This is a genomic window from Pseudomonas sp. 57B-090624, assembly GCF_003234055.1.
GTDB lineage: Bacteria > Pseudomonadota > Gammaproteobacteria > Pseudomonadales > Pseudomonadaceae > Metapseudomonas > Metapseudomonas tohonis.
In genome coordinates this window covers 1-3,870 of the sequence record NZ_QKRU01000152.1, presented here as the reverse complement: position 1 = coordinate 3,870, position 3,870 = coordinate 1, and the positions used below count along the sequence as shown (strand labels likewise).

5 protein-coding genes are annotated in these 3,870 nt (G+C 67.2%); all 5 read right to left on the bottom strand.

Annotated elements, in window-relative coordinates:
• Window positions 1-168 (bottom strand): MJ0042-type zinc finger domain-containing protein (locus DMX10_RS31905; protein ID WP_178083038.1); only part of this gene is annotated, 168 nt, incomplete at its 3' end.
• Between the two features lie 75 nt (window positions 169-243).
• Entirely contained in the window at window positions 244-1,122 is an 879-nt protein-coding gene (gene prmA, locus DMX10_RS31900) for a 50S ribosomal protein L11 methyltransferase (protein WP_111264847.1), read from the bottom strand.
• A gap of 175 nt (window positions 1,123-1,297) precedes the next feature.
• Complete coding sequence (locus DMX10_RS31895; protein WP_111264846.1) at window positions 1,298-2,155, bottom strand: EI24 domain-containing protein; 858 nt, start codon at window positions 2,153-2,155, stop codon at window positions 1,298-1,300.
• A gap of 62 nt (window positions 2,156-2,217) precedes the next feature.
• On the bottom strand, window positions 2,218-3,561 hold the full coding sequence (gene accC, locus DMX10_RS31890; protein ID WP_111264845.1) for an acetyl-CoA carboxylase biotin carboxylase subunit: 1,344 nt from the start codon (window positions 3,559-3,561) through the stop codon (window positions 2,218-2,220).
• 16 nt (window positions 3,562-3,577) lie between these two features.
• Window positions 3,578-3,870 (bottom strand): acetyl-CoA carboxylase biotin carboxyl carrier protein (gene accB / locus DMX10_RS31885; RefSeq protein WP_111264844.1); only part of this gene is annotated, 293 nt, incomplete at its 5' end.

Genomic DNA, 3,870 nt, shown 5'->3' with positions numbered 1-3,870 from the left:
GGGCTTCGGCTCGCTGGGCGGCATCGCGCCGAGCAGCTGCTTGGCGGCGTTGAACACGTGCAGGCAAGCCCCGCAGCGCACGGCGCCCTGGGCTGCGCCCAGCTGGGCGCGGCTCACACGGAAGCTGGTCTGGCAATGGGGGCACTGGGTGACGAAGCTTTCGGTCATGCGGCGGTCCGTGCGAAACAAGGCGCCAGTCTACCAACTCGGCAACGCGCTGGCGCGGGTCTGCTCATGCTCTGCTCAGCGACGTACGCCGCTGATGCGCACCCAGCCGTCCTTGTCGGCGGTGGGATCGAGGGCGAAGGCGTCGGCGTAGGCGGCGCGGACTTCCTCGGCCTGCTCGGCGAGGATGCCCGACAGCGCCAGGCGGCCGCCGGCCTTGACCAGTGCGGTGATCTGCGGCGCCAGGGACACCAGCGGGCCGGCGAGGATGTTGGCCACCACCACGTCTGCCTGCTGCTGCGGCATGTCGGCGGGCAGGTAGACGGGGAACAGGGCCGGGTCGATGCCGTTGCGCGAGGCGTTGTCGCGGGAGGCCTCCAGGGCTTGCGGGTCGATATCGGTGCCCACCGCCTGGCGCGCGCCGAGCAGCAGGCCGGCGATGGCGAGGATGCCGGAGCCGCAGCCGAAGTCGATCAGGTCGCAGCCGTCCAGCTCCTGGCCGTCCAGCCATTCCAGGCACAGTGCGGTGGTCGGGTGGGTGCCGGTGCCGAAGGCCAGGCCCGGGTCCAGCAGCAGGTTCACCGCGTCCGGCTCCGGGGCTTCGTGCCAGCTGGGCACGATCCACAGGCGGCGGCCGAAGCGCATGGGCTGGAAGTTGTCCATCCAGCTGCGTTCCCAGTCCTGGTCTTCGATGCGCTCGATCTGGTGCTCGGGCAGCGCGCCGCCGGTGAGCAGCTCCAGATGGGCGACCAGGTTGGTTTCGTCGGTATCGGCTTCGAACAGGGCCAGCAGGTGGGTGTTGGACCAGAGCGGGGTGGTGCCGAGGTCGGGCTCGAAGATCGGCTGGTCTTCGGCATCCATGAAGGTCACGGAGACGGCGCCGACTTCCAGCAGCGCGTCTTCATAGGTTTCCGCCTGATCCGGGGTGATGGCGAGACGGACTTGTAACCAGGGCATGGCGGAACCTCGATGCGGTGAAAATATGGCCCTTATGGGCGCCTGTAAAAACGTCGGCGAGGCCGGCAGCGCAAGGCAAGAACAGGCGAAAAAGCGCAGTTTACGGGGTGCAACTGAGCATTTTTAGCCTGTGTTTAACGCGGCGATGGCAGCGCAGGTGGTTTTTGAGATGGCTTCATGGGGCGGGCAAGCTTACTTGAGGCTCCGATGCCGCGCCAGCCGGGCGCTCCGGGCGGTCGAGGCCGCGATAGGCGAGGTGGCAGGCGCCGCCGCCGAGCAGGGCGGGCAGCAACAGGTTGAGCACCGGCACCATCGCCAGCAGCAGGATGAGCAGGCCGAAGGCGATCATCGCCCCGCGCTGGCGGCGCACCGCCTGCATCTGCTCGGCGCCGCTGGCGAGGCCCGACAGCGCGGCGGGCACCAGGAAGCGCACGTTGAGGTAGCCCAGGAGAATGATCAGCAGCACGCCGTTTATAACCGGTATCGCCAGGCACAGCAGTGGGCCCAGGCCGATGCCCAGCCAGGGGCCCAGGTGGTAGCGACCGGCGCGCAGCAGGTCGCTGGCCGCCGGGCTGCGCGAGGCCAGGCCCGGGTAGGGCTTGAGGGCGCGCTCGCGCAGGCTGCCCATCAGCACCCAGCGCAGGGCCAGGCGGATGCTGATGACGACGGCCGCGACGAACAGCACGCCGACCATGGCCAGTGCCAGGAGAGCGGAATACACCAGCATCAGCCCCACTGCCGGGGCGATGCCGGCCATGCCGCTGACGGTGGCCGGGCCGCCGGTGAGGCTGGGCATCAGGCCGAACATGGCGGCGCCGGAGATGACGAAGAACGACAGCAGTCCGGCGGCCTTGAGGATGATTTCGGCATGGGCGTAGAAGACCCAGCTCCAGAAAACCAGAGTCAGCAGGCAGAGCCCGGAGGAGCGCAGGAGGATGCCGGGGCGCAGGCTGGAACGCAGGGCCAGGCCGAGGCAGATGAAGGCTTCGCCGAAGGCCGGGCCGATGGCAAGGATGCGGGACTTCAGGGACATGGCGATCCTTCGCGTGAAATGAAGAAGGGCCGCATTATGCGGCCCTTCCAGGGTTGCCGGGCTTACTTCTTGCCCAGTTTGTGCTCGAGGTAGTGAATGTTCACGCCCCCCTTGCGGAAACCCTTGTCGCGAGTCAGGTCGCGGTGCAGCGGGATGTTGGTCTTGATGCCGTCCACCACCAGCTCGTCGAGGGCGTTGCGCATGCGCGCCATGGCCTCGTCGCGGTCCTTGCCGTAGGTGATCAGCTTGCCGATCAGCGAATCGTAGTTCGGCGGAACCGCATAGCCGCTGTACAGGTGCGAGTCGACGCGCACGCCATTGCCGCCGGGTGCGTGGTAGTACTGCACCTTGCCGGGGCTGGGCATGAAGTTGTCCGGGTCCTCGGCGTTGATCCGGCATTCCAGGGCGTGACCACGGATGACCACGTCCTCCTGCTTGATCGACAGCTTGTTGCCCGCGGCGATGCTGAGCATCTCCTTGACGATGTCGATGCCGGTGACCATCTCGGTGACCGGGTGCTCCACTTGGACGCGGGTGTTCATCTCGATGAAGTAGAAGCTGCCGTTCTCGTAGAGGAACTCGAAGGTACCGGCACCGCGATAGCCGATCTCGACGCAGGCCTGGACGCAGCGGGCCAGCACTTCGGCGCGGGCCTTCTCGTCGATGCCGGGAGCGGGGGCCTCTTCCAGCACCTTCTGGTGGCGGCGCTGCAGGGAGCAGTCGCGGTCACCCAGGTGGATGGCGTTGCCCTGGCCGTCGGAGAGGACCTGCACTTCGACGTGGCGCGGGTTGGTGAGGAACTTCTCCAGGTAGACCATGGAGTTGCCGAACGCCGCGCCGGCCTCGGTGCGGGTCAGCTTGGCCGACTTGATCAGCTCGTCGGCGCTGTGCACCACGCGCATGCCGCGACCACCACCGCCACCGGCGGCCTTGATGATCACCGGGTAGCCGACTTCCTCGGCGATGGCCAGGGCGGTCGCTTCGTCTTCCGGCAGCGGGCCGTCGGAGCCCGGGACGGTCGGTACGCCGGCCTTCTTCATGGCGTCCTTGGCCGACACCTTGTCGCCCATCAGGCGGATGGTGTCGGCTTTCGGGCCGATGAAGGCGAAGCCGGAGTTCTCCACCTGTTCGGCGAAGTCGGCGTTCTCGGCGAGGAAGCCGTAGCCCGGGTGGATCGCCGTGGCGCCGGTCACTTCGGCGGCGCTGATGATCGCCGGGATATTGAGGTAGGACTGCGCAGCCGGGGCCGGGCCGATGCATACGGTCTCATCGGCCAGGGACAGGTGCATCAGTTCGCGGTCGGCCGTGGAGTGCACCGCCACCGTCTTGATGCCCAGCTCCTTGCAGGCGCGCAGGATGCGCAGGGCGATCTCGCCACGGTTGGCGATCAGGACTTTTTCCAGCATCTCAGCTCTCCGCGGTTCAGACGATGGTGAACAGCGGTTGGTCGTACTCAACCGGCTGGCCGTTCTCCACGAGGATGGATTCGATCACGCCGCTGGCTTCGGCCTCGATGTGGTTCATCATCTTCATCGCTTCGACGATGCACAGGATGTCGCCCTTCTTAACGGTCTGGCCGACTTCGGCGAAGTTCGCCGAGGTGGGCGAGGCGGCGCGGTAGAAGGTGCCGACCATCGGCGAGCGCACCACGGTGCCGTTGAGCTTCTTGGCGGCCGGAGCGGCTTCGACCGCCAAGAAGCTCAACGGCACCGTGG